Raw genomic sequence first — 24,182 nt, 5'->3', positions numbered from 1 at the left:
CACCTGGATCAGTGATGCCGCAGGCGGGCGTTGAGGATGGCAATCGCCAACGCCCCGGCAACCAGCCCCCAAAAGGCAGAGCCAATACCAAACAGCGACGTGCCACTGGCCGTCACCAGGAACGTGATCAACGCGGGCTCGCGCAGGTGATCTTCTTTCATGGCGGTGGCCAGGCTGCCAGCAATGGTGCCGAACAGCGCAATGCCGGCGATCGCCATCACCAGTTCTTTGGGAAACGCTGCAAACAGGGCCCCGATGGTGGCGCCAAACAAACCTGCCAGTAGATAGAACACACCCGCAAACACCGCCGCCAGATAGCGTTGTGCGGGGTCTTCGTGAGCATCTTTGCCCATGCACAAGGCCGCCGAAATGGCCGCCAGATTGACGGCAAAACAGCCAAACGGCGCCAGCAACAACGTGGTCAGCCCGGTCCCGGTCATCAGGGGCGAGACCGGCGTGTCATACCCGTTGGCACGCATGACTGCCACACCCGGCACATTCTGGGAGGCCATCGTCACCACAAACAGCGGAATCCCCACCCCCACCAGCACCTGCCAGGAAAACGCCGGCGTTGTCCAGACCGGCTGGGCCAGTTGCAGATGCACCCCATCCAGATGCAACTGCCCTTGCAGCGCCGCAATCACCGCGCCGATGACCAGTACCAGCAAGACTGCGTAACGCGGCCACATGCGTTTGAGTACCAACCAGGCGACAAACATGGACAGTACCAGCACAAAGTCTGTCTTCATGGCCACAAACACATTCATGCCAAAATGCACCAGCACCCCGCCCATCATCGCCGCCGCCACCGGTAGGGGCAGATGATTCATGACCTTTTCAAACCAGCCCGTCAGCCCGCTGATCAAGATCAACGCCCCACAAAACACAAAAGCCCCTAGCGCATAAGGCAAGGGCACGCCCGACAGCGACGTCACCAGCAAGGCTGCGCCTGGCGTTGACCAGGCCGTGACCACCGGCTTTTTGTAATACAGGCTGAACCCGATACAGGTAATACCCATGGCAAAGCCCAGCGCGGCAATCCAGGACGACAACTGGGCCTGGCTTGCCCCGGCGGCCAGCGCTGCCTGAAACACAATAGCCACCGAACTGGTAAACCCCACCAATACAGTGACGAGGCCGGCGGCAAGCGTAGAGAGCGGAAACGGGCGCGGCAACGACAAGGACATGAAGGAAACCTCTGCGGGCTGGATATGAACTTGATATTACGTTGCCATACGGGAGACGTACCGGTACAGCTTGGGGGGAAAGTGGGCGAACAGAAGTGGTTTTTTGGGTAAGTTGTTAATTCAACGCGCATTCCACGGACTCGCCATTCCGGTCCTCGGCGGCCCCCTTGCGCCGGAATCCAGCACCGTAGCCCGGATGGAGCGGAGCGGGAATCCGGGATGGCCATGTTCACCAGGACTGCATTTTTGCCGACATTGTCACCCCGGATTCCCGGCCGTTGGCCTTCATCCGGGCTACGGTTCCTGGATTCCCGCCTCCGCGGGAATGACGATGTGGTAGGCGTAGTGAATCCATCTTGCGGGCAAATGGCTTGCGGGGTTGGGTTGCCTTTTGATATTGCCGTTGCAGCACCGTAGCCCGGATGGAGCGGAGCGGGAATCCGGGGTGGCCATGTTCACCAGGACAGCGTCTTTGCCAACATTGTCACCCCGGATTCCCGGCCGCCCCGCTCCACCTGTCATCCGGTACATCCAACGGCTTTGTGGGGGTACCCACTCTGCAAAAGCAACAACTACCCCTTCAAAACACCTTCCGGAACGTAATATTGATCCGCAAATTCCCCGTCTCCGGGTGATATCCATCCGCCACCGGCAGCACGCCGTGATAAGCAAACCGCGACGGCCCGCCCCATACCACCACATCCCCATGCTCCAGCCGGTAGCGTGCCGGTTTGTCGGTACGGGCAAGGCCGCCAAACTGGAACACCGCCGGCAAGCCCAGCGAGACCGAGACAATCGGCGCGACACGGTCGTTCTCATCCCGGTCTTGATGCAAAGAGAGACGCGAGCCAGGGGTGTAGCGGTTGATCAGACACGCATCCGGGTCAAAATCGGGGAAACCCGCCGCTTGGGCAGCGCGGCGGGCCAGGTCAGCAAACGAATCCGGCAGCGCCGGCCAGGCCTGGCCGGTTTGCGGATCAATCCCGGCATAACGATAACCACGCGCTTCAGAGGTCCAGCCCACGCGCCCGCAGTTGGTCATGGCCACCGACATGGTGTAACCGCCAGGCGTGACCAGATGGCGGAAAGGCGCAACCGCGGTCACACTGGCCACGTCGTGTAGCAAGGTACTGGCCATGTCACGGGCAAAGCCGCGCAGCAACCAGGCGCCCGGCGCCAGTTGTTCGTCGCCTTGCGCCATGCCGTCAAACAGGTCTGCCATACTCACTCGGTATTCTCCGCTTCGCGCGCCAGCAAGGCCCGTTTGCGTTCTACGCCCCAACGGTAACCCGACAACGCGCCGTCATTGCGCACGACACGGTGGCACGGGATTGCCACCGCCAGTTTATTGGCCGCACAGGCTTGCGCCACGGCGCGTACCGCACGCGGCTGGCCTATGCGCCCGGCAATATCGGCATAACTGGCCGTGCTGCCCGGCGGAATCGCCCGCAAAGCTTGCCAGACCCGCTCCTGGAAGGCCGTACCGCGAATATCCAGCGGCAGTGCCAAACCATGGGCCGGATGATCAACAAAGCCGATCACTTGCGCCATCCATTGTTCAAACCGGGTATCGGCACCGATCAATTGCGCCTTGGGGAAACGATCTTGCAGATCGCGGACCAGTTCATCCGGTTCGTCACCCAGCAAAATACTGCACACACCTTGTTCGGTGGCTGCGACCAGGATGGCGCCCAGCGTGCATTGGCCTACCCCAAAGCGGATGGCCTCGCCCTCCCCGCCACGCTGGTAGCCCTTGGGTTTCATACCCAGCATTTCGGTGGATTTTTCGTAAAAGCGCCCACTGGACCCGAACCCCGCTTGATACAAGGCGTCCGTCACATTGTCAGCGCGTTGCAGCTCGGCCCGCACGCGCCCGGCGCGATGCGCTGCGGCGTATTCGCGCGGGGTTACGCCGGTAATGTCCTTGAACACATGGTGAAAATAGTAACGACTCAGCCCGGCCGCAGCGGCCAGTTGCGTCAATGAAGGCAGGTTCTCGGCGGTTTCGATCAGCCGGCAAGCCCGCGCGACCGCTTCGGCATGCTGGCTGGCGAGCGAATCCTGATCCGGCTTGCAGCGTTTGCAGGCACGCAGGCCGGCGGCTTCGGCCTCGGTCTGGCTGGTGTAGAAATACACATTCTTGCGCAAGGCATGGCGCGACGGGCAGGACGGGCGGCAATACACGCCCGTGGTGCGCACGCCGTACCAGAACAAACCGTCGGCGTGCGTATCCCGCCGCTGGACTGCATCCCAACGTTCGTCGTCATTGATAAAAACCGCGTCCGGCGCGGTATCTGGTTTGGCAGACATGGCAAATTGGGCAGACATGATGGCTCCCGGTTCATCGACACCCGTATGGTCGGTCAATGCAATCCCGGGCGAACTCCGCGCCTTGCTTTCAAATTGAAGGCCAGACGATCCGGTCATTATGCGGCGTTTGCCAGGCTTGTGGTGCGGGCATATGCTTGGTGCATAGACGGGGTCTTTGGTGCAGGCTCTGACTTCAAATGGGGCAAGGTCATGCGTGGCACAAGCATCGTACGGGTTCTGGCGCTCACGGCACTGGTGATCATCGTCGGCCATTATTTCTTTCCGACGCAATGGCTGCACGTCACTGATAACGGTCAGCCAGTACACCTGGTCCCGTTCTGGGCCATGCTGGTGGGTAGCGCGCTGCTGGCGCTATTGCTGGATGGATTGCTGGTTACGCTGTTGATGCTGCTGCTCGCAGGCTCGTCCATGTTGCTACTGGGCCTCATTTTGCTACCCCTGCTGGCCGTGGGTCTGATCATTTGCATGATGCTGCCGCTGTTGCTGCCGGGTGCGCTGTTGGGTCTGTTTGTGGCGGTGATTGTCATGCGCAACAAGGCGCAGCAGCGACGCGCCTGATTGTTCCCCATCTGTCCGGCATCAACCCGCCCGCGTGGCCTGTGCCGGGTTCACGCTGCCCGCCATCCGCATAAAACTCACGCCTGCCGCGCAGATGGCGAAGATTGCGGCCGTCAGCAAACTGCTGCGCGTACCACCCTGCCCAAACAGACCAAACATCAGCGCCACCAGAGATGCCCCCGTGGTCTGGCCCACCAGCCGTGCGGTACCCAGCATGCCGCTGGCGCCGCCGCTGCGATGCGCCGGGGCGGAAGAGAGAATGGCGAAGTTGTTGGGCGACTGGAAAAAACCAAACCCGATCCCGCACAGCGCCATGCGCCAGATGATATCCAGGCTGCCTGGGTTAGCGGGCAACAAGGCCAGCAACAGCAAACCGGCCGCGAACAGCGCCAGGCCAATCCCGCCCAGCATGCCCGGCGAGTATTTTTTCTCTACAAGGCGTCCCGCCAATGGTGCAGTGACCACAATGGCCAGGGGCCAGGGCGTCAGTAACAAACCGGTCTGTGTGGCCGACAGGTTGAGGTTTTCCTGCAAGTAAAACGGCAGCGAGACCATCGCCAGCATCTGCGCACTGAAAGAACAGATGGAGGTACAGATAGACAAGCTGAACAAGGGAATACGCAGTAAATCCACCGGCAGCATGGGCGCACTCAGCGTCAATTGGCGGCGCACAAACAGATAACCCACGGCCAGCGCCATGACCAACATACCCAGCACCAGCGGTTTGTTGGCGTTATGCCCCAGGCCATCAATGCTGAAAATCAGCAAGCCAAAGGTCGCCGCGTTGAGCAACGCGCTTTTCAGATCAAAACCGTGGGTGGCCTTGTGGGCATTGACCGGCAGGGACTTCATGGCGATGACAAACGCCAGCACGCCCAGCGGCAAGTTGATGGCAAACAGCCACTGCCAGTTGGCGACAGCCAGAATACCGGCCGCAATGGTCGGCCCTGCCGCCGAGGAAAGCGCCACCACCAGCGAATTGATCGCCATGCCGCGCCCCAGTTGCTGTTTGGGATAGATCAGCCGCACCAGCGCCGTATTCACGCTCATCAGTGCGGAAGCGCCAAAACCTTGCAAGATGCGGGCAATGGTCAAGGTCAGCAGCGAATCAGACAGCGCACACAATACGGACGTCACGGTAAATACCGCCAGACCAATCTGGTAAATGCGCCGGTATCCGTAAATATCTCCCAGCGAGGCAAACGCCAGCAAAGACACCGTGGTGGCCAGTTGATAAGCGTTCACCACCCAGATGGAGGCCGCCGGGCTGGCATGCAGATCATGGGCAATGGCCGGCAAAGCCACATTGGCAATGGCGCCATCCAGCACGGCCATGCTGATGGCCAGCGCCAGCGTCAGGATGGCCCAATAGCGCGCGGGCAGCGGCAGACCGTTGTATTCGGGTGACATGGATTTCCAGTGGCGATCTGGCGCGCACGCCATTTGATTTCATTGGCAATCAGTCTAGAAAAAACCCGTATTAATGTCGATAATATCAATCGACTCATTTGATATGTTTTACGACTCAATGGAACTACGCCAGCTCCGCTACTTTGTGACAGTGGCCGAAGAACTGCACTTTGGCCGCGCCGCTGAACGCCTTGGCATCACCCAGCCACCGCTCTCACAACAAATCCAGGCGCTGGAACAGGACATGCAGGTGCGGCTGTTTAATCGCACCAATCGGCGGGTGGAATTGACCGAAGCCGGGCGTACCTTTCTGGATCACGCGCGCCGCATCTTGCAGCAACTGGAGTACGCGGTAGAACAAGCCGTCCATGCACACCGTGGAGAATCCGGCGAGTTGCGGCTGGGGCTAACGGGCTCTGCCCCGTATACCGCCGTGTTTGGCCGCGCTATCCACGCGTTTCGGGAACACCATCCGGCCGTGCAACTGACCCTGCGGGAAATGACCACGCCGCAGCAAATCAATGCCTTGCTGGAACGCTGGCTGGATATGGCGGTCATCCGGCCCATTGCCCTGCCCGAATCGCTGGCCGTGCTTGAACTGATGCGCGAGCCCCTGGTGGTCGCCATGCACACCAGCCATCCGGCCGCGCGTAGCCAGCCGACGGACAAGGTGTCGCTGGCACAATTTGCCGACGATGATTTTGTGATGCTGCCACGCGGCATGGGTATTACCATGGCCGATCAGGTCTGGACGCTGTGCCGGGATGCCGGATTTGTACCGCGCGTGGCTCAGGAAGTGCGTGAAACCTCGACCCAGGTGGCCTTGATTGCCGCCGGTTTCGGGGTGGCTATCCTGTCAGCGCTGCAGCAGCGCATCCAGGTGGAAACCGTCACCTACCGCACCATTGCCGACCCCGCCGCACAAACGGCGGTCTGGCTGGCATGGCGACGCGAAAATCCGCCACCGCTGGTGCGTGCCATGCTTGATATTGCGCGGGCAGAAGTACGCAATGCGGGTGGATAAACAGCCCGCCTGGCCCCATCTGGTGAAAAGGCTGTATATCCCGCCCGACTCACGGGATAATTGCAGGTATAGCAAGTTGCCAAACCCGCCATGACTTAAAGGATCACAATGGCCATTACCCTCAAGACACCCGAACAGATCGAATCAATGCGCGTGGCCGGCCGCCTTGCGGCGGAAGTACTGGAAATGATCAGCGAGTACGTGCAACCGGGTGTCTCGACGGAAGAACTGGACCGGCGTTGCTTTGAGTACATCACCAAGGTGCAGAAGACCATTCCGGCCAATGTCGGTTATCACGGTTTTCCCAAAACCTTGTGTACCTCGGTCAACGGCGTGGTCTGTCACGGGATTCCCAGCCCCAGGGAAATCCTCAAGGATGGCGATATCGTCAATATCGACGTCACGGTGATCAAGGATGGCTGGCACGGCGACACCAGCCGCATGTTTTACGCCGGCACCCCGTCCAATGCCGCCCGCAAGCTGGTCGATACCACCTTTGAAGCCATGATGGCCGGTATTGAAGTGGTGCGCCCTGGCGCCACCCTGGGCGACGTGGGCCACGCCATTCAGACTCTGGCGGAAAGCCGTGGTTATACGGTAGTACGCGAATACTGCGGTCACGGCATAGGCCGGGTGTATCACGAAGAACCGCAGGTGTTGCATTACGGCCGCGCGGGCACCGGTTTGCGCCTGAAAAAAGGCATGACCTTTACCGTTGAGCCCATGATCAATGCGGGCGAAGCCGGCGTGCGTTCACTGGCCGATGGCTGGACCGTAGTGACGCGCGATGGCTCGCTGTCGGCCCAATGGGAACACATGATTACGGTGACGGACGACGGGTTTGAAATCCTGACGCCGTGGCCGGAAAACTTTACTTATCAAGGGTGAGCGTTGCTGGCGCCGCCCTGTTCTACCCCACCCCGTTTCAAGGATTGCCTGTGAAGAGCAAAGCCCCTTTTTCTGCGTTGCCGCTCTCTGCCGCGCAACTGGCCAACCTGGCCAGCCTTGATTATCAAGAGATGACCGACATCCAGGCCAAAAGCCTGCCGCTGATTCTGGATCGCAAGGATGTCATTGCCCAGGCCAAAACCGGCAGCGGCAAGACCGCGGCCTTCGGGCTGGGGTTGTTGCATAACCTGAACCCGACGCTGTTTGCCATTCAGGCGCTGGTCATCTGCCCCACGCGGGAACTGGCTGACCAGGTGGCCAAGTCGCTGCGCCAACTGGCGCGGCACATGGACAACATCAAGATCCTGACGCTGTGTGGCGGCTCGCCCATGGGCCCGCAGATTGGCTCGCTGGAACACGGTGCGCACATCATCGTTGGCACGCCGGGCCGGCTGCACGATCACCTGGCGCGCGGCACGCTGGACCTGCGCCGCGTGAGCATGCTGGTGCTGGATGAAGCGGACCGCATGATCGACATGGGTTTTTACGACGAAGTGGTCAACATTGTCCGGCAGTGCCCCAAGCACCGCCAGACCATGCTGTTCTCCGCCACGTATACCGAAGATATCCGCAAGCAAAGCGCGGGTTTCCTGCGTCAGCCGGTGGAAATCAAGGTGGAGTCTTTCCACGACGCCAACCACATTGAACAGCGGTTTTACGATGTAGAACACACCCGCCGGAACGATGCGGCAGCGCAGATCATTGAACACTTCCGTCCGGTATCCACCCTGGCGTTCTGTAATACCAAGATCCATTGCCGCGAACTGGCCCAGGCCCTGCGCGAACGCGGTCTGTCCGCGCAAGCGCTGTATGGCGACATGGAACAGCGCGACCGCGATGAGATTCTGGTGCGCTTTGCCAACCGCAGTTGTTCCGTGCTGGTCGCCACCGACGTGGCCGCGCGCGGGCTGGATATTGCCTCGCTGGACATGGTACTGAACGTGGATGTCTCACGCGATGCGGAAGTCCACGTGCACCGCATTGGCCGTACCGGTCGCGGCAAGGAACGTGGCCTGGCGGTCACGCTGGCCTCGGCGGACGAGAAAAAGTGGGTGCGCCTGATTGAGGAATACCAGCAAGGCGTCAAAGCCGTCTGGCACCACCTGACCGAAGCCGCGCCGGCAGATGGCAAAACCCTGCAACCGCCCATGGCAACGCTGGAAATTGCCTCCGGCCGCAAAGACAAACTGCGTCCCGGCGACGTGCTGGGTGCGCTGACGGGTGACGCCGGCTTCAAGGGTGAGCAGATCGGCAAGATCAACGTGTTCGATTTCTCCACCTTTGTGGCGGTCGAACGCAATATTGCCTACGAAGCGTTGCAACGCCTGAGCAATACCAACATCAAGGGCAAACGCTGCCGGGTGCGCTTGCTGGATGAGTAACCACGCTGCTGGCAGGCGCTAACGCCCTGCCAGCAACGGGCCCAGTTCATTCATGTGCCCAAACACCCGCACCCCGGCGGGTACAGGTTCCTCTGCCTGATGGGGCTGATAAAACAGGGCCTGCATCCCTGCCGCTACGGCGGCAGTCACGCCGGTCGGGCTATCTTCCACCACCACGCATTGCGCTGGTGACGCCCCGTATTGTGCGGCCACGTGCAAGAACAAACCCGGATCAGGCTTCCAGATACCCACGTCGTAAGCACTATGCAGACGCTCCCCAAATACGGCGCCAGCCCGGTCACCGTCAGGGCATGGCGCATTTTGGCGAGCGGACCATTGGAAACCAGACAGAACGGCAAGGACAACTGGCGGATCATGTCCAGCACCCCGGGCATGGGCACCAACTCGTCATCGAACAGTTGCGCCACGCGGGCCCGGTAACGGGCTTCAAAGTCATCTGGCAAGGGGTGGCCAATGCGGCGGGAGAGATCGGCGGCAATGGGGGCAAACTTGACCCCGCGATAACGCGCCACCATCCCTTCAAGGGTTTCATCCAGTTGCGGCAACAACTCCAGAAACGCCTGATTACACAGTCGTTCGCTGTCAACCAGGGTGCCATCCAGATCAAAACAAACCAGTTCTACTGCAGACATCCAGGTACAACCTCAGGCACGAAACATGCCGTTCAGCATACCCGCCAACGCGGGCAGTGACTAGGCAACGGGTTGCGCTGCAGCAACGACAATTTCCTCACCCAGCAAGGTGTGGATTTCTGGCTGTACCAGCGCCAGCATGCTGAACGCCGTGCCGGTATCCATAAAGCGATCAGCCGCAGCCCGACAACTTGACTCGTCTTCCCAGACGAGGCGGTCAAAAAAGTAACCGTCGCCTTCGTACAGTTCATAGGCCACAAACCCTGCCTGTACGCGCAACCACGCCAGCATGTCCTGAGTCAGCGCTAGATAAACATCGTGGGCATTGGGGTCTTTGAGGCGAGACTGGACAAGCTGAACGAACATGCAAACTCCGATGGGTTTATATCAGGTTGAATTTATACTTACATATTAAACAAGTTTTAAAAAATTTGCAGGTAATCATTTAGCCGGAATTGCACACCATCCGGTATGTTTTATGTCGCAGTGCAACATCCACAACGCAACCGGTAGTTTCAGGATTACAGTCGTAAAAAAACACGCCGCGCAGGACGTGTTTTTTGTGCATTCCGAGGTGGTTTGTCAGTGACTGGCAGAGGCCTTGGGGGCCTTGGCGGTGGCGGGCGGTGCCAGATTCCACTCCCCGTCTGCACCTTTGCAATAAGACGGGTTCATGACATCGTTTTGCACCTTGTTGATAAAGTTAAGCTTCACCTGGCGGCAACTCAGGCCATTGCGCTCAAACTCACGGCTCGGGGTGATTTTGACTTCGGTCGGGTTGCTTTTTTGCGTATCGGCATTGCTCCAGGATTCGCTCTGGCCAATCTTGCTGTGCTCTAGCGCATCGCTAATGGTTTTATCCAGGCTGGCAATCTCGTCCGGCTTGAGGCGGCTCAGCGGGGTATTGCTCATGAAGCCAAGCCCGGCGGCATGCACCTGGCCGATCAATGCGGCACAAATCAACGCTGTTGTTATGAGGGTCTGTCGGGTTCGCATTTCGGTGTTCCTCAACGTTTTTCCGGATACAAGATTGGGTACTTCATTTTAAGGGGCAGGCCAGACGATCGCTGACTGGCGTGCGCTTCATACTGAAAAATCGGCGGCGTAATCCGCTTCGGTTCTGGCTTGCAAGCGACCAGAACGACACGCTTTCGAGAACGCATCATAGTCAATGTCGACCTGTGCCGCATACGCCATTGCATATTTACCAAGTGCCCCGGCCATGCTTTCGCTCTTGCCCAGATAACCACTGATTTCCGCCGCCATGCCCCCGGCGCGCGCGTGGGAACGCGCCAGTGCCCAGCCGCAAGCGCGAGCGTAACCGGTCAGACGTTCTGCATCATACAAATCAACCTGGGCAGAGACCTTCATGTCGCGCAACTGGCGCAGATAAAAGTGGCGGCCAGAGGGGCCGGTCGACCAGCCCAGGAAAATATCGCTGGAGGCCTGCATCAAGCGTTGACCATCGACCACCCGGCGACCCTGATGTTGCAACGGTGATTTGCTTTTCACATAGGGAGCCAGCACCGAGGTTGCCGCTTCTTTGATCTGCAAGAACAAGGGTTTGCCTTGATCATCCATCATCAGCGCCACAAGGCAGCGCGTGCCGACGCTGCCTACCCCGACCACCTTGAACGCCATGTCATGCAGTGAGAAGCGCTCCAGCAACAGCCGGTGGCTAGGCGCAATGGTGCCGCTGTATTCCTTGTAAAGTTTTTTGATCAATTCTTCCGGGCCGCCCAGTTGCACCCAGTCATCCACTTCATCAAACAGCGAGGTATTGCTGTGAATGTGAAAAACCGCTGGCGGTGCATCCCGGATTTTCCATTTACCGTTTTCCAGCACGCCCAGTTTGGGCAGCAATTCTTCGCTACTGCGCCGGTCTGCCTTGGCCATGCCTTCCTTGACGATCTTGCGCCCTTCAGCCGTTCTGGATTGCTCCAGAATCCGGTCAAAGGTGATCTGGTCGTACCAGACATCCAGCGCGCCCATCTGTGCGTATTCGCCCATGTATTGCTGATAGGTCCGGGCCGCAGTCCAGGCCATTTCTTCGGCCGCCACATCACCGTGGCCCAAGTGGCGCGCCGCCACGGCAAAGCTGGCACAAAGACGCTTGAGATCCCATTCCCACGGGCCGGGATGGGTTTCATCAAAATCGTTCAGATCAAACAACAAATGGCGCTCTGGCGTGGCAAATCCGCCAAAGTTGGAGAGATGACAATCGCCGCAGATCTGGAAATAAATGCCCGAGTCTGGCGTGCCGGACAAATCATGAGCCTGCAAAATGGCGCTGCCGCGGAAAAATGCAAATGGCGACGTCAGCATGCGCGCATAACGCAATGGCACCAACCGCGCCACCCGGCCTTCGCTATTGGCTTGCAGTAACAGGATAGGGTCTCGATCACACTTGCCCGGATGATCATGCGTACCCCGTTTGACCGCTTTGCGCGCTTCCACACCACGGGCAATCCGGTCTTCCAGGGTGATTTCATGTTTGCGCATTCATGACTCCATTGCGAGATGGCAGAGGGCAGCCCGCCCGCCTCTGCGAATAGTCACAGAATAGCCCGCCATGGCGCAATTGCCCGACCAACCCAAAACCAGGCGGCAACCGTGCGGGGAATCAATCAGGAAACAGCATGGATGCGGTCAAGCGCACACCCCAGCCGGGGGTGCTGTCCGGGCGGCTGATCCAGTATTTTCCTTCCACGCCCAGCATGGCTTTTTCGCTGCCGAAGGAAAACATGCGCGATAACCCGGCGCTGACGGGCACAGTCCAGACCTTGCCCACCCAGTCATAGGTGGTTTCTGAACCCAGTGACCAGATCAGACCGGAATGCTGGCTGATCGACACAAAGGGCTGCACGGCCGAGGTGCTGGCATTGCCATGCAAAGCCGGTACGGTGTAAGACCAGATATGATTGGCTTCTACCCCCCAGCTCCAGCTCTCGTTCTGCATCATCAGCACGCCAGAGGGGCCGGCCCCCCAGCGCGGTAAGCCGTTGGGAGAGTTAAGTGTACTTTCGCCCAGAAACGCCGTGCCGCCCCCGACCACCCAGGCGCCTTCGTTGACCTTGGCGGGCACCAGCAACAGGTTTTGCACATCCTGGCCGCTGCCATAGGGGTTGGAGCCGGGTAACAAATCGGAGTGAGAACCGCTCAATAGCGGTTGGGAAACAAGGGACCACTGATTGCCGAGCGTATAGGCAGAAGGCCCGAAGCCGGATGCCTTGGTGTTCCAGCCATTAGCCGCCGCATTGCTACCCATGCGTTCGGGGGCCAGGGCATTATCGGGCGCAGCAGGCTGCGCCGGCGAAAAATGATCATCTGCCAGTGCCACACCGGCAAGACTGGCGGCCAGCACGCAACCCGTCACAAGCTTGGTTAAGCCCGTTTGCATACCCATCTCCCGGCCGTTGCGCCTCTTTGGGCGGCGGTGCCGTATTTTTATCGATCTTGTGTGTGCCGCGACAGTTGCAAAAAGCCGCCGGTGCATTGTGCATTGCTCACCCCTAACGTTAGACGCTTGTAAGTCTTTGCGTTAGGCAGACTGTTGGACAAACGGCGCCGCCGGTCAGGCAGTGACACCAACAACACCCAAAACCGGCGCCACAGAGTCCGGATAATGTTGCGGCCGGTACGGCCAGAATGAGGAAAGACGCGTGTTGCAGCGCGACACCCGTCAGCTTGCTGCCCCTTTGGAGAAGCTGTGGACGGATCTGTTACCAGCGTCGCACAGAAACAACAAAGCCCGGATTAACCGGGCTTTGTCAGTGAAGCTGCTGGTCAATCAGGCCAGCGCGGGCGAGCGCGGATTGCGCTGATGCAGTACCACGGTCAACACTACGCCAGCGGCAGCGGCCAGCGCCGCAATGCAAAAGATCGCCGGATAACCGTAACCGCTGATGACCAACCCTGCCACCGGTCCAATCAGACCCAGGGCAACATCCAGGAACACTGAATACGCGCCCAGCGCGGCACCACGACTGGCGGCCGGCACCAGCGCTACGGCCTCAACCCCCAGCGCCGGGAATACCAGCGAGAAACCAATGCCGGTCAACGCCGCGCCGACCAGCGCCATGGTGGGGGTAAGCGCGTTCCACAACAGCGTCAGGCCAATGCACTCCACCACAAACGAGACGATAGCCACTTTGAAACCGCCATAGCTATTGATGCTGCGGGCAAACACCAGCCGCGTTGCGACAAAGCACAGGCCGAACATCGACAGGGTAAACGCCGCGTTGGGCCAATGCCGGCTGGCGTAGAACAGCGTAACAAAGGTGGCAATCGTGCCAAAACCAGCGGAACCCAGCGCCAGACCGGTGCCGTAGGCAAACACCTTGCCCAGCACGCTACGAAATGGCAGACGTTCACCATGCACGATCGGGGAAGCTTTACGCGGCAAGGCCAGCGCCACGCCAATCACGCCCAGCAACATCACCACCACACCAATGGATGCAAAGCCAATATGCTGGGTCAGCAACACGCCCACTGGCGCGCCCACGGCCAACGCACCATAGGTGGCGACACCGTTCCAGGAAATCACCTTGGCGGTATGTTGCGCGCCCACCGTGCCTATGCCCCAGGTAATCGCCCCGGTACCGCAACAACTTTCCGCAAAACCCAGCACCAGTCGGCCAATCAGCAACAGGGTCAGGCTCAGCAGCGGAATATGGGTGGTCAACGCCGCTGCCAGCATGAACACGCCACTGACGCCTGCGGCGGCCAGACCGTAAAGCACGGTGCGCTTGGCGCCCATGGTGTCAGACATGCGCCCGGCATGCGGGCGGCTGGCCAGCGTCGCCAGATATTGTGCGCTGATCGCCAGACCTGCCAGCACCGAGCCATAGCCCAGATCGTTATGCACGTAAGACGGCAGCACCGCCAGCGGGATACCAATGGTCAGATACGCCAGAAACGTAAACAGGACGATACTCACCACGCGCAGCGTGACGTTTTCGTCCTGGGTTTCGGTGATAACAGGGGTGGTACTGGATTCTGAAGACATGGATTGCAGCCGGTCTGGTCAAACAAGATTTTGCACGAGCACAAAACTGGACCGGTCGGTTTGATGCGGAGCAGCAAAATGTGCGCAAACTGAATGATAGGCCCAAACCTGACCGCGCTGTATCATTCATGCCCGAAAATGACCGTTTTCTTATTTACAAACTGTACAAAAATACCTACCTATGCCTTATCTGATTGTCATCAACGTGGTTTGGGCCTTGTCTTTCAACCTGATCGGCATTTTCCTGGCCGGGCATGTTGATAGCGACTTTGCCGTGCTGACCCGCGTCGCCATTGCCGGCCTTGTGTTCCTGCCCTTCACTGCCTGGCGCGCGATTCCCGCCATGCGCAAACTGGGCACCATGGCCGCCGGGGCTTTGCAGTTTGGTGTGACCTATCTGCTGCTCTACCGCTCTTTTCACTTTGTGAGCGTGGCCGAAGTCTTGCTGTTCACCATCTTCACGCCGATCTATATCACGCTGCTGGACGACCTTTATCAGCGCCGCTTCAACCGCCGCGCGTTTGGGGCCACGCTGCTGGCCGTGCTGGGCTCCTTGATCATCCGTTATGACCATATCGACGCCAACGCGCTGACCGGCTTTATGTTGCTGCAACTGGCCAACCTGACCTTTGCGGCGGGTCAGGTGGGCTACCGGCAACTGGTACGGCGTTACCCGGTCAGCCTGCCAGAATATCGTTCATTTGGTTATTTCTTTGCCGGCGCCCTGATCGTCGCCCTGCCCTCGTTTCTGATCTTTGGTAACCCGGCCAAATTGCCGACCTTGCCGGAGCAGTTTGCTGTGCTGGCCTTCCTGGGGCTGGCGTCTTCCGCGTTGGGGTTTTATTGGTGGAACAAGGGTGCGTGCATGGTTGACGCCGGCACGTTGGGTGCCATGAACAATATGCATATCCCGATTGGGTTGCTGATTAACCTGGTGTTTTTTAACCAGCATGCGGATGTGGTGCGGTTGGTGGCTGGCGGGGTGGTGATGTTGGGGGCGGTTTGGTATTCCAGGGGTGGAAACAGGGTTTAGGTCCTGGCACTCGCTGCTCTGCGCGGCAGGCTTATTCGTTTATTGCCTTGACTGCTATATGTAACACGCTGGCTTTTGTAAGCGCCTTCGGCGCAGTGTTTAAAAGCATTTAATACCCGCGGTGGCGGGAGCACCCTACTTTCTTTGCTTCACCACCTCGGCGGCCCCAAAGAAAGTAGGCAAAGAAAGGCGACCCCCGGGCTTTTCCGCTCCGCGGTTCCCTCAATCAGTCGGGAGCCTGGGGTCTCCCTCCCTCAATCGGAAAAGTCCTCGACAGGGGGAAACGTCAAAAACAACTACAATCCCGAAACCCAACACCAACACAACTGCCAATTCAACCGGCATCCCACTCGCTCGTCATTCCGGCCTTGAGCCGGAATCCAGCTGCAATGCATGCACGCTGTTCAGAGTAAATCCGAAGTGAAGCAGTCGGCCACCGCAAGCAGCCCGTTGGGCTGCGGACTGGATTCCCGCCTTCGCGGGAATGACGAAGTGGTGAGGCGGGCCAATCATTCTTGCGGGCAGACAGTTTGCGGGCTTGGGGGCTTTCGCTTTGGCTTTGGCTTTGGCTTTGGCTTTGGCTTTGGCTTTGGCTTTGGCTTTTGACCTCCCTCCCCTCCGGCAGTGCCGAGCATCGCAGCGGGGCCCGGGGTTTCGGCGAGGGGTGTCTGAGCGCAGCGAGTTCCCGAGCCTGCCGGGCCACGCGAGAAGCGCAGGGAACCCACGAAGTGGGCGCTGTCGCAGGGGGCGCCTTTCTTTGCTTACTTTCTTTGGCGACGCAAAGAAAGTAAGGTGCTCCGGCCACCGCCGGTATCAAACCCACCACGCCGCAAGGCGCTAAACCCCAAACAAAAAAGCCCCAGATCATCCGGGGCTTTTTTGTTTCAACCACCACAACCCATCACTTGGCAGCAGAAGCCGTCTGCGTCATCTGCGACGCCTCCCACCCACCACCCAGCGCCTTGATCAACAGCACATTGGCGGTAAAGCGCCGCTGCTGCACATCCAGCGCAGTGCGCTGGGCGCTCAGCAAAGAGGCCTGGGTCGTCGCCACATTGACATAAGTCGCCGTTCCCGCCTTGTACTGGTTGAACGCCAGATCAGCCGAATCCTTGGCAGCCTTCACAGCCAGGTCCTGGGTCTGGGCTTCGTCTTGCAAGATACGCAGCGCGGCCAGGTTGTCTTCGACCTCTTGCAAACCACCCAGTACGGTCTGGCGATATTCCGCGACGGTGGCGTCGTATTGGGCCTGCGCTTCTTGCTGCCCCGCTTTCAACAGGCCACCTTCAAACAGCGGTTGGGTCAGACCGGCACCCAGCGACCAGATGCGGTTGGGCAGGTCGAACAGATTGCCCCATTCATTGCCCTGGTAACCGCCGGAGCCAGACAGCGTCAGCGCCGGGTACATGGCGGCGGTGGCGACGCCGACGTTGGCGTTGGCTTGCGCGACGGCACGTTCGGCCGAGGCAATGTCCGGGCGGCGTTGTAGCAGATCAGACGGGAGCCCCGCCGGAACATCCGGCAGCGTGGCCATCAGCGCGGGTTGCTCGGGCAGGCTGAAATTGGCCGGGGCCTTGCCAATCAGGATGGCGATGGCGTGTTCAAGCTGTGCGCGCGACATGCCCAGATCGGTCTGCGATGCCTGCGCCGTCAACAGTTGCGTTTGGGCCTGGGCGACGTCAGCGCGGGTCACGATGCCGGCCTTGTACTGGTTTTGCGTCAGCGTCAGTGACTTCTGGTAGGCGTCGACCGTCTGGTTCAACAGCACTTTCTGGGCATCAATCACGCGCAGCTGGAAGTAATCTTGTGCCAGGGTGGCCTGGGCAGAGAGCAAGGCCCCGGCCAGGTTCGCCGCAACCGCTTGCGTGTTGGCGTCCTGAGCTTCGACCTGGCGACGCACCTTGCCCCAGATATCCGGCTCCCAACTGGCGTTCAGTGTTGCCCCGTAGTTGTTCTTTACGGCGCTGCGCTGCACGGTGGTGGTTGAGCCACCGGTGCCGCTCACGGTACTGGTGTTGCTCTGGCTGCGCGAGGCAGACAGATCCAGCCCCAGCGTGGGCCAGTAAGCAGCGCGGGCCACATCACCGGCGGCCTGGGCCTGGCGATATTGCGCTTCAAACTGTTTGACGGTCTGGTTGGTGACTTGTACCTGATCGATCAAACCATTCAGCGTGCTGTCGTTGTAGGCCTCCCACCACTTGCCACGCGGCGAGAGGTCTTGCGGGTTGGCCTGTTTGAAGCCCTGGGCTTCCTTGAACGCCGTACCGGCGTCCATCTGCGGCGCGCCTTTGTAGTCTGGGCCGACGGCGCAGCCGGTCAGCGCCGCCACAACGGCAAAGGTCATCAGGGTAAGTGTCAGATTGCGTTTCATTTAGCGGGCTCCTGCGCCACTTTGCGCGTCAAACGTCGTTTGTGCTTCGGTCCGGCCCAAACGGCGCAGACACCAGAAACGGAAACGGTCCAGGTACAGATACATGACAGGGGTGGTGTACAGCGTCAGCACCTGGCTGACCACAAGACCACCAACGATTGAAATCCCTAACGGCTGACGCAGTTCAGCGCCATCGCCCTGTCCGAGCGCCAAAGGGATGGCCCCGAGGATGGCCGCCATGGTCGTCATCATGATCGGGCGGAACCGCAACAGGCAGGCGTGATAGATGGCCTCACGCGAGGTCATACCCTGTTTGCGCTCTGCCTCCAGGGCAAAGTCGATCATCATGATGGCGTTCTTCTTGACGATGCCAATCAGCAGCAACACGCCAATCAAGGCCACGATGGTGAACTCGGTCTTGAACAACATCAGCGCCAGCAGCGCGCCGACCCCGGCGGATGGCAGCGTGGAGAGAATCGTGATCGGGTGCACGTAGCTCTCGTACAAAATGCCCAGCACGATATACACCGCCACAATCGCTGCCAGGATCAACAGCGGCTGCGAGTTCTGAGATTGCTGGAACGCCGCTGCGCTGCCGGCAAAGCTGCCGTGAATGGATGTCGGCACACTCAGCCGGTTCATCGTGTCTTCAATCGCTGCCTGGGCTTCAGACAACGACGTACCCGGGTCCAGGTTGAACGAGATGGTCGCCGCGACAAACTCGCCCTGATGGTTCACCGCCAGCGGTGTAAACGTGGGGCCGTAGCTGGCCACGGTGGATAGCGGCACCTGCGCCCCGGCAGCGGTGATGATATAGATATTCTTCAGTGCTTCCGGGCTTTGCCAGAACTGCGGTGCCACTTCCATCACCACGTGATACTGGTTCAGCGGCTGGTAAATGGTGGAGACCTGGCGCTGGCCGAAGGCATCGTTCAGCACGGAGTCGACCTGGGTGACGGTCAGCCCCAGCCGCGCCATGGCGTCGCGATTCAGCGTCAGCGTGGTTTGCAGCCCTTTATCCTGGGAGTCCGTATTCACATCTTTCAGGATGTCCACATTGGCCAGCGCGGCCTGGATTTTCGGCTGCCACTCGCGCAGCACGGCCAGATCATCTGCCTGCAAGGTGTACTGGTACTGCGCGTTGGAACTACGCCCACCCACGCGGATATCCTGCACCGATTGCAAAAACAGTTGCGCGCCCGGCTCGTTGGCCAGTTTGCCGCGCAAGCGGGCAATGACGGCGTCAGAGGAAATCTTGCGTTCGCTCAAGGGCTTGAGCGAGACAAACATGAAGCCGCCATTACGCTGACCGCCACCGGTATACGCCGTGACCACATCCACCGCCGGATCGCTCTTCACAATGGTGGCGAAATCCACCATTTTCTGGCGCATGGCCTGGAAAGAAATACTCTGGTCCGCCTGCACATTGCCGGTAATGCGGCCAGTGTCTTGCTGCGGGAAAAAGCCCTTGGGGATGACCACGTACAGGTAGACATTCAGGCAGACCGTGATCAGCAAGATCAGCATGACCAGCGGGCCGTGGCGCAGCACCCAGGTCAGTGAACGGCTATAGCCCTTTTGCATGCCATTGAAAAACGCCTCGCTCCAGCGATACAGCCGGCCGTGGGTCTTGCGTTCTGGCCGCAACAGGCGGGAGCACATCATCGGCGTGGTGGTCAGGGAGATAATCAGCGACACCAGAATAGCCACCGACAAGGTCACCGCAAATTCGCGGAACAGCCGGCCGATAATCCCTCCCATCATCAAAATGGGGATAAACACCGCCACCAGCGAAATACTCATGCTGATGACGGTAAAACCCACTTCGCTGGCCCCGGCCATGGCGGCCTGGAAGGGTTTCATCCCCTCTTCAATGTGCCGGGAGACGTTCTCCAGCACCACAATGGCATCATCCACCACAAAACCGGTGGCAATAGTCAGCGCCATCAGCGAGAGATTGTTCAGGCTGAAGCCGCACAGATACATCGCCGCAAAAGTGGCAATCAGTGACACCGGTACGGCTACCGCCGGGATCAGTGTGGCGCGGCCGTTGCGCAGGAACAGGAACACCACAAAGATCACCAGCACAATCGACACCACCAGCGTGCGCTCCACTTCATTGAGCGAGGCACGGATGGTGGGCGAGCGATCCATCGCCACATCGACATGAATAGCAGCGGGAATCTGCGCTTCCAGCTTGGGCAGTTCAGCGTAAATGCGGTTGACGGTCTCGATGATGTTGGCGCCCGGCGAGCGCTGCACAATCAAGAGGACTGATGGCTTGCCATTGGCCGAACCGGCATTGCGCAAGTCCTGCACCGAGTCTTTGACCTCTGCCACATCCGACAGCCGCACCGCGTTGCCGTTTTTGTAGCTGACGATCAGCGGCAAATACTCTTTGGCGGTCTTGGCCTGGTCGCTGGCGTAAATCTGCCAGTGCCGATCACCGTCTTCGGCAAAGCCCTTGGGCCGGTTGGCGTTAGCGGCGGCCAGCGTGGTGCGCACGGTTTCCAGCGATACGCCGTACTGATTCAACTGGGTGGGGTTGAGTTCTACCCGCACCGCCGGCAAAGAACTACCGCCGACGTTGACCGTACCGACGCCATCAATCTGCGACAGCTTTTGCGCCAGGATGGTCGAGGCCGCGTCATACATCTGGCCCTGACTCATGGTAGCCGAGGTCAGCGCCAGAATCATGATCGGCGCATCCGCCGGGTTCACCTTGCGGTACGTCGGATTGCTGGGCATGCCGGTGGGCAGCAAGCTGCGCGCGGCGTTGATGGCGGCTTGCACGTCACGCGCGGCACCATTGATGTCGCGATCCAGATCAAATTGCAGCGTAATGCGCGTGGAGCCCAGCGAACTGGACGAGGTCATTTCTGTCACGCCGGCAATGCGGCCCAGCGCACGTTCCAGCGGGGTGGCGACCGTCGCTGCCATGGTGTCCGGCGACGCGCCGGGCAAGCTGGCGGAGACCGAGATGGTCGGGTAATCCACCTGCGGCAGCGGCGACACGGGCAAGAGCATGAACGAGACCATGCCCGCCAGCGCAATGCCGATGGTCAGCAGCGTGGTGGCCACCGGCCGGGTGATGAAAGTGGCAGAAAAACTCATCAGCGCACGTCCGTCGAAGGCGTTGGCGTCTGGCCATTGCGGCGGGCTTGCCAGTCGCGGAACCGGCCACTGACACGATCAAACCACAGGTAAATCACCGGCGTGGTAAACAGCGTGAGCAACTGGCTGACCAGCAAACCACCGACCATGGTCACACCCAGCGGATGGCGCAACTCGGCCCCGACACCGGTACCCAGCATCAGCGGCAACGCGCCCAGCAAAGCGGCCATGGTGGTCATCAAGATCGGGCGGAAACGCAGCAGACACGCCTGGAAAATGGCTTCCCGCGGGGCTTTGCCTTCGTCACGCTCGGCCTGCAAGGCAAAGTCGATCATCATGATGGCGTTTTTCTTGACGATACCAATCAACAACACGATACCGATGATGGCAATGACCGAGAGGTCGGTGCGCGCCAGCAGCAGCGCCAGCAGCGCGCCAATCCCGGCTGACGGCAGCGTGGAGAGAATGGTGATCGGGTGGATGTAGCTCTCGTAGAGCACGCCCAGCACGATATACATGGTGACAATGGCGGCCAGAATCAGCCACAGCTCGTTAGAGAGTGCCGCGCGGAAGGCCAGCGCCGCCCCCTGATAGCTGGTGGCGATGGAGATCGGCATGCCGATTTCTTTCTCGGCCTGGTCGATCATCTGTACGGCCTCGCCCAGCGATGCGCCAGACGCCAGGTTGAACGACACCGTGGCCGACGGGAACTGCGCCAGATGGTTGATCACCAGCGGCGTGTTTTGCTCCACCACGCGCGCCACGGCCGACAACGGCACTTGCACGTTGTTGGTGCCAGCCACATGCAAGTCACCCAGCGACTGCGGGCCAATGGTCTGCTCTGGCGAGGCTTCCAGGATCACGCGATACTGGTTGGCCTGCGTGTAAATGGTCGAGACCATGCGCTGGCCATAGGCACTGTACAAGGCGTTGTCGATAGCTGCCGGCGTGATGCCCAGGCGGCCAGCGGCATCGCGATCAATATCCACATAGGCCTGCAAACCTTTGTCTTGCATGTCGCTGGCAACATCGGCCAGTTGTGGCAAGGCGGAGAGTTTATCCACCAGTTTGGGCACCCACGTGGATAGCTCGTTGATGTCAGCGGTCTGCAGCGTAAATTGGTACTGCGTACGTGCCACGCGGTCTTCAATAGTCAGGTCTTGTACCGGCTGCATGAAGAGCGAGATGCCCTCCACTTTCGCCACTTCCGGCTGCAGGCGACGGATGATCTCGCTGGCCGAAGAGGAACGCTGGTCATGCGGCTTGAGGTTGATCAGCATGCGGCCGCTATTGAGCGTGGCATTGGTGCCATCCACGCCGATGAAGGAGGTCAGCGACTCGACATCCTGGTCTTTGAGGATGACATCTGCCAGTTGTTGCTGGCGCGCCGACATGGCTTCAAACGACACCGATTGCGAGGCATCCGAAATCCCCTGAATCACGCCGGTATCCTGCACCGGGAAGAAACCCTTCGGCACAAACACATACAACAGGCCGGTCAGCACAATCGTACCGACGGCGACCGCCAGCGTGAGGCGCTGCCGATCCAGCACCCAGGTCAGCCACTTGCCATACTGCGCAATCACCCGGTCAAAGAACCCGCCGACGCTGTGATAGAACCGCCCCTGTTTTTCTTCCGGCACGTGCTTGAGCAAACGCGCGCACATCATCGGCGTCAATGTCAGCGACACCACGGCCGAGATCAGGATGGACACCGCCAGCGTGATGGCGAACTCGCGGAACAAGCGGCCCACCACATCGCCCATGAACAACAGCGGAATCAGCACCGCAATCAGCGAGAACGTCAGCGAAATAATGGTAAAGCCAATCTGCTCTGCGCCCTTGAGCGCGGCAGTCATGGGCTCTTCGCCCTCTTCAATGTAACGGGCAATGTTCTCGATCATGACGATGGCGTCATCGACCACAAAACCCGTGGCAATGGTCAGCGCCATCAAGGTCAGGTTGTTGATGGAGAACCCGCACAGGTACATCACGCCAAAGGTGCCCACCAGCGAAAGCGGCACGGCAATGCTGGGGATGATGGTGGCCGAGACATTGCGCAAGAACACAAAGATCACCAGCACCACCAGCACAATCGCCAGCAAGAGTTCATACACCGTGTCAGTGACCGAGGCGCGAATGGTGGTGGTGCGGTCAGTCAGCACCTTTACATCCACGGCGCCCGGCAGCGTGGCCTGGAGCGACGGCAACAGCTTCTTGATGTTGTCGACCACCTGGATCACGTTGGCACCCGGCTGGCGCTGAATGTTCAGCAAGATCGCCGGTGTGTCATTGGCCCAGGCGGCAAGGCGCGCGTTTTCGGCGCCATCAACAATGGTCGCCACATCAGACAAGCGGATCGCCGCGCCGTTTTTGTAGGCCAGCACCAGGCCGTTGTACTCGGCTGCGCTCTTGAGCTGATCGTTGGCATCAATGGTCGACGCGCGCATCGGGCCATCAAAACTGCCCTTGGCCTGATTGGTATTGGCATTGCCGATGGCGGTGCGTACATCTTCAATATTCAGACCGTAAGACGCCAGTTGCTTGGGGTTGGCCTGAATGCGCACAGCCGGGCGTTGCCCGCCGGACAAACTCACCAGACCCACGCCCGGCACTTGCGAAATCTTCTGCGCCAGGCGCGTGTCGACCAGGTCTTCCACCTTGGGCAAGGTCATGGTGCCGCTGGTAATCGCCAGCGTCATGATCGGCGTATCAGCCGGGTTCACCTTGCTGTAGATCGGCGGCATGGGCAAATCGGTGGGCAGCAAGTTACTGGCGGCATTGATGGCGGCCTGGACTTCTTGCTCGGCCACATCCAGCCCCAGCGAGAGGTCAAACTGCAGCGTAATGACCGACGCGCCGCCCGAGTTCACCGAAGACATTTGCGATAGTCCCGGCATCTGCCCGAACTGACGCTCCAGCGGCGCGGTAATGGATGACGTGGTGACATCCGGGCTGGCCCCCGGATAGAGCGTGACCACCTGAATGGTGGGGTAATCGACTTCCGGCAAAGCGGAAATCGGCAAAAAGCGCATGGCCACAAGGCCGGCCAGCAAGATGGCGACCATCAACAGACTGGTGGCCACCGGGCGCAAAATAAACAAACGTGACGGATTCATACGGGGTTCTCAGACGGCGCAAGCACAGCGAAGCCCGGATTACG

General features: G+C 59.7%; 20 protein-coding genes. 6 read left to right on the top strand and 14 right to left on the bottom strand.

Annotated features, from left to right (window positions below; genetic code table 11):
• Positions 1 to 8: 8 nt before the first annotated feature.
• The 3 genes from HNQ50_RS20410 to ada all read right to left on the bottom strand — a co-directional run bounded on the left by HNQ50_RS20410 (position 9) and on the right by ada (position 3,515).
• Positions 9 to 1,187, bottom strand: a complete 1,179-nt coding sequence (locus tag HNQ50_RS20410) for a benzoate/H(+) symporter BenE family transporter (RefSeq protein WP_184103076.1) — start codon at positions 1,185 to 1,187, stop codon at positions 9 to 11.
• 580 nt (positions 1,188 to 1,767) lie between these two features.
• Positions 1,768 to 2,409 carry a DNA oxidative demethylase AlkB gene (gene alkB / locus HNQ50_RS20405; RefSeq protein ID WP_184103203.1) on the bottom strand — a complete coding sequence of 214 codons (642 nt, stop codon included), beginning with the start codon at positions 2,407 to 2,409 and terminating at the stop codon, positions 1,768 to 1,770.
• A 2-nt stretch (positions 2,410 to 2,411) separates the two neighbouring features.
• Complete coding sequence (gene ada / locus HNQ50_RS20400; protein ID WP_246428805.1) at positions 2,412 to 3,515, bottom strand: bifunctional DNA-binding transcriptional regulator/O6-methylguanine-DNA methyltransferase Ada; 1,104 nt, start codon at positions 3,513 to 3,515, stop codon at positions 2,412 to 2,414.
• A 192-nt stretch (positions 3,516 to 3,707) separates the two neighbouring features.
• Here ada and HNQ50_RS20395 point away from each other — a divergent pair, with 192 nt between their 5' ends.
• The gene (locus tag HNQ50_RS20395; protein WP_184103075.1) at positions 3,708 to 4,076 is read left to right on the top strand and encodes a hypothetical protein; all 369 of its coding nucleotides are present in this window, start codon (positions 3,708 to 3,710) and stop codon (positions 4,074 to 4,076) included.
• Between the two features lie 21 nt (positions 4,077 to 4,097).
• Here the strand turns inward: HNQ50_RS20395 and HNQ50_RS20390 are convergent, their stop codons facing one another.
• On the bottom strand, positions 4,098 to 5,486 hold the full coding sequence (locus HNQ50_RS20390; protein WP_184103074.1) for an MFS transporter: 1,389 nt from the start codon (positions 5,484 to 5,486) through the stop codon (positions 4,098 to 4,100).
• Positions 5,487 to 5,589: 103 nt separating this feature from the next.
• On the opposite strand from HNQ50_RS20390, the gene HNQ50_RS20385 reads away from it, so the two are divergent.
• The 3 genes from HNQ50_RS20385 to dbpA all read left to right on the top strand — a co-directional run bounded on the left by HNQ50_RS20385 (position 5,590) and on the right by dbpA (position 8,840).
• A complete protein-coding gene (locus tag HNQ50_RS20385) occupies positions 5,590 to 6,510 on the top strand; it encodes a LysR family transcriptional regulator (RefSeq protein WP_221303294.1) in 921 nt (306 codons plus the stop codon).
• A 108-nt stretch (positions 6,511 to 6,618) separates the two neighbouring features.
• Positions 6,619 to 7,398 carry a type I methionyl aminopeptidase gene (gene map, locus HNQ50_RS20380; protein ID WP_184103073.1) on the top strand — a complete coding sequence of 260 codons (780 nt, stop codon included), beginning with the start codon at positions 6,619 to 6,621 and terminating at the stop codon, positions 7,396 to 7,398.
• Between the two features lie 50 nt (positions 7,399 to 7,448).
• Positions 7,449 to 8,840 (top strand): ATP-dependent RNA helicase DbpA, encoded by a 1,392-nt coding sequence (dbpA, locus tag HNQ50_RS20375; protein ID WP_184103072.1) that lies wholly within the window; start codon positions 7,449 to 7,451, stop codon positions 8,838 to 8,840.
• Positions 8,841 to 8,858: 18 nt separating this feature from the next.
• Here the strand turns inward: dbpA and HNQ50_RS22575 are convergent, their stop codons facing one another.
• From HNQ50_RS22575 to HNQ50_RS20345, 7 genes are all read right to left on the bottom strand, one after another.
• Positions 8,859 to 9,092, bottom strand: a complete 234-nt coding sequence (locus tag HNQ50_RS22575; RefSeq protein ID WP_373282245.1) for an HAD family hydrolase — start codon at positions 9,090 to 9,092, stop codon at positions 8,859 to 8,861.
• The gene (locus HNQ50_RS20370; RefSeq protein WP_184103071.1) at positions 8,987 to 9,493 is read right to left on the bottom strand and encodes an HAD family hydrolase; all 507 of its coding nucleotides are present in this window, start codon (positions 9,491 to 9,493) and stop codon (positions 8,987 to 8,989) included. Before HNQ50_RS20370 ends, HNQ50_RS22575 begins: the two co-directional genes overlap by 106 nt.
• A gap of 60 nt (positions 9,494 to 9,553) precedes the next feature.
• On the bottom strand, positions 9,554 to 9,859 hold the full coding sequence (locus HNQ50_RS20365) for a hypothetical protein (RefSeq protein WP_184103070.1): 306 nt from the start codon (positions 9,857 to 9,859) through the stop codon (positions 9,554 to 9,556).
• A 216-nt stretch (positions 9,860 to 10,075) separates the two neighbouring features.
• Positions 10,076 to 10,489, bottom strand: coding sequence for a hypothetical protein (locus tag HNQ50_RS20360; protein WP_184103069.1), 414 nt, complete (start codon positions 10,487 to 10,489; stop codon positions 10,076 to 10,078).
• A gap of 87 nt (positions 10,490 to 10,576) precedes the next feature.
• The gene (locus tag HNQ50_RS20355; protein WP_184103068.1) at positions 10,577 to 11,995 is read right to left on the bottom strand and encodes a DUF2252 domain-containing protein; all 1,419 of its coding nucleotides are present in this window, start codon (positions 11,993 to 11,995) and stop codon (positions 10,577 to 10,579) included.
• 121 nt (positions 11,996 to 12,116) lie between these two features.
• On the bottom strand, positions 12,117 to 12,893 hold the full coding sequence (locus tag HNQ50_RS20350) for a hypothetical protein (RefSeq protein ID WP_184103067.1): 777 nt from the start codon (positions 12,891 to 12,893) through the stop codon (positions 12,117 to 12,119).
• Between the two features lie 390 nt (positions 12,894 to 13,283).
• Positions 13,284 to 14,501 (bottom strand): MFS transporter, encoded by a 1,218-nt coding sequence (locus tag HNQ50_RS20345; RefSeq protein ID WP_184103066.1) that lies wholly within the window; start codon positions 14,499 to 14,501, stop codon positions 13,284 to 13,286.
• 181 nt (positions 14,502 to 14,682) lie between these two features.
• On the opposite strand from HNQ50_RS20345, the gene HNQ50_RS20340 reads away from it, so the two are divergent.
• A complete protein-coding gene (locus HNQ50_RS20340; RefSeq protein WP_184103065.1) occupies positions 14,683 to 15,534 on the top strand; it encodes a DMT family transporter in 852 nt (283 codons plus the stop codon).
• A gap of 393 nt (positions 15,535 to 15,927) precedes the next feature.
• Entirely contained in the window at positions 15,928 to 16,140 is a 213-nt protein-coding gene (locus HNQ50_RS20335; RefSeq protein ID WP_184103219.1) for a hypothetical protein, read from the top strand.
• Positions 16,141 to 16,435: 295 nt separating this feature from the next.
• Here the strand turns inward: HNQ50_RS20335 and HNQ50_RS20330 are convergent, their stop codons facing one another.
• From HNQ50_RS20330 to HNQ50_RS20320, 3 genes are read right to left on the bottom strand one after another with little or no spacing between them, the layout of a single operon-like run.
• Positions 16,436 to 17,905, bottom strand: coding sequence for an efflux transporter outer membrane subunit (locus HNQ50_RS20330; protein WP_184103064.1), 1,470 nt, complete (start codon positions 17,903 to 17,905; stop codon positions 16,436 to 16,438).
• A complete protein-coding gene (locus HNQ50_RS20325; protein WP_184103063.1) occupies positions 17,906 to 21,019 on the bottom strand; it encodes a multidrug efflux RND transporter permease subunit in 3,114 nt (1,037 codons plus the stop codon).
• Positions 21,019 to 24,138 carry an MdtB/MuxB family multidrug efflux RND transporter permease subunit gene (locus HNQ50_RS20320; RefSeq protein ID WP_184103062.1) on the bottom strand — a complete coding sequence of 1,040 codons (3,120 nt, stop codon included), beginning with the start codon at positions 24,136 to 24,138 and terminating at the stop codon, positions 21,019 to 21,021. The genes HNQ50_RS20325 and HNQ50_RS20320 overlap by 1 nt, the downstream gene beginning before the upstream one ends.
• Positions 24,139 to 24,182: the final 44 nt, after the last annotated feature.

Origin of the sequence: Silvimonas terrae (assembly GCF_014202765.1) — a bacterium.
GTDB lineage: Bacteria > Pseudomonadota > Gammaproteobacteria > Burkholderiales > Chitinibacteraceae > Silvimonas > Silvimonas terrae.
Note: the sequence above shows the minus strand (reverse complement) of the source record. Positions and strands in the feature narration are given on the sequence as shown.

Excerpts from the sequence above, each read along its gene's own strand:
- HNQ50_RS20410 (WP_184103076.1), bottom strand. The coding sequence starts at position 1,187 with ATGTCCTTGTCGTTGCCGCGCCCGTTTCCGCTCTCTACGCTTGCCGCC.
- alkB (WP_184103203.1), bottom strand. The coding sequence starts at position 2,409 with ATGGCAGACCTGTTTGACGGCATGGCGCAAGGCGACGAACAACTGGCG.
- ada (WP_246428805.1), bottom strand. The coding sequence starts at position 3,515 with ATGTCTGCCCAATTTGCCATGTCTGCCAAACCAGATACCGCGCCGGAC.
- HNQ50_RS20395 (WP_184103075.1), top strand. The coding sequence starts at position 3,708 with ATGCGTGGCACAAGCATCGTACGGGTTCTGGCGCTCACGGCACTGGTG.
- HNQ50_RS20390 (WP_184103074.1), bottom strand. The coding sequence starts at position 5,486 with ATGTCACCCGAATACAACGGTCTGCCGCTGCCCGCGCGCTATTGGGCC.
- HNQ50_RS20385 (WP_221303294.1), top strand. The coding sequence starts at position 5,590 with ATGTTTTACGACTCAATGGAACTACGCCAGCTCCGCTACTTTGTGACA.
- map (WP_184103073.1), top strand. The coding sequence starts at position 6,619 with ATGGCCATTACCCTCAAGACACCCGAACAGATCGAATCAATGCGCGTG.
- HNQ50_RS20370 (WP_184103071.1), bottom strand. The coding sequence starts at position 9,493 with ATGTCTGCAGTAGAACTGGTTTGTTTTGATCTGGATGGCACCCTGGTT.
- HNQ50_RS20365 (WP_184103070.1), bottom strand. The coding sequence starts at position 9,859 with ATGTTCGTTCAGCTTGTCCAGTCTCGCCTCAAAGACCCCAATGCCCAC.
- HNQ50_RS20360 (WP_184103069.1), bottom strand. The coding sequence starts at position 10,489 with ATGCGAACCCGACAGACCCTCATAACAACAGCGTTGATTTGTGCCGCA.
- HNQ50_RS20355 (WP_184103068.1), bottom strand. The coding sequence starts at position 11,995 with ATGCGCAAACATGAAATCACCCTGGAAGACCGGATTGCCCGTGGTGTG.
- HNQ50_RS20350 (WP_184103067.1), bottom strand. The coding sequence starts at position 12,893 with ATGCAAACGGGCTTAACCAAGCTTGTGACGGGTTGCGTGCTGGCCGCC.
- HNQ50_RS20345 (WP_184103066.1), bottom strand. The coding sequence starts at position 14,501 with ATGTCTTCAGAATCCAGTACCACCCCTGTTATCACCGAAACCCAGGAC.
- HNQ50_RS20340 (WP_184103065.1), top strand. The coding sequence starts at position 14,683 with ATGCCTTATCTGATTGTCATCAACGTGGTTTGGGCCTTGTCTTTCAAC.
- HNQ50_RS20335 (WP_184103219.1), top strand. The coding sequence starts at position 15,928 with ATGCACGCTGTTCAGAGTAAATCCGAAGTGAAGCAGTCGGCCACCGCA.
- HNQ50_RS20330 (WP_184103064.1), bottom strand. The coding sequence starts at position 17,905 with ATGAAACGCAATCTGACACTTACCCTGATGACCTTTGCCGTTGTGGCG.
- HNQ50_RS20325 (WP_184103063.1), bottom strand. The coding sequence starts at position 21,019 with ATGAGTTTTTCTGCCACTTTCATCACCCGGCCGGTGGCCACCACGCTG.
- HNQ50_RS20320 (WP_184103062.1), bottom strand. The coding sequence starts at position 24,138 with ATGAATCCGTCACGTTTGTTTATTTTGCGCCCGGTGGCCACCAGTCTG.